This is a genomic window from Streptomyces sp. H27-C3 (assembly GCF_030063415.1).
Lineage (GTDB): Bacteria > Actinomycetota > Actinomycetes > Streptomycetales > Streptomycetaceae > Streptomyces.
This window is the reverse complement of sequence record NZ_JASITA010000123.1, coordinates 1-652: the sequence shown is the minus strand read 5'-3', so window position 1 is coordinate 652 and position 652 is coordinate 1. Positions and strand designations below refer to the sequence as shown.

General features: G+C 69.0%; 1 protein-coding gene. It reads left to right on the top strand.

The genetic code is table 11. From position 1 onward, the window contains the following. Positions 1 to 652: recombinase family protein (locus QMK30_RS39050; RefSeq protein WP_283522955.1), on the top strand; the 652-nt coding region annotated here is incomplete at both ends.

The window sequence follows — 652 nt, the reverse complement described above, 5'->3', positions numbered from 1 at the left end:
CGACGATGCTGCAGGTCCGCGATCACACGGAGTCGACCACGCGCCAGTACGCGCTGGTGGACCTGGCGGCTGAGCTGGGCTGGACACCGGAGAACATCCTGGTCATCGACAAGGACCTGGGCATCTCGGGCCGGTTCGGCACCGAACGCGGGGGCTTCCACGACGTTGTCGCGAAGGTGTGCCTAGCCGAGGCCGGGGCCGTGTTCGGCCTGGAGGTTTCGCGCCTGGCCCGATCGTCGGCGGACATCGCCCGGCTGCTGGAACTCGCGCGTCTGACCGACACTCTCGTCGTCGACAGCGACGCCGTCTATGACCTGGCGGACTTCAACGACCGGTTGTTGCTCGGGCTCAAGGGCAGCATGTCGGAGGCCGAGACCCACCTGCTCAACGGCCGTCTCCAGGGCGCCAAGCTGACCGCTGCGGCCCGTGGTGACCTGCGGGTTCCGCTGCCCGTCGGGCTGGAGTACGACGAGGACGGGCTTGTTGTACTCGACGCGGACGAGGAGGTCCGGGCTGCGGTCGGCAACGTGTTTGCCGAGTTCGCCCGCACCGGTTCCGCCTACGGCACGGTCGCCGCGTTCGTCGGCCGCACCTTCCCGCTGCGCGCGTACGGGGGCGTCTGGGACGGGCAGTTGCGGTGGGGAAAGCTTAC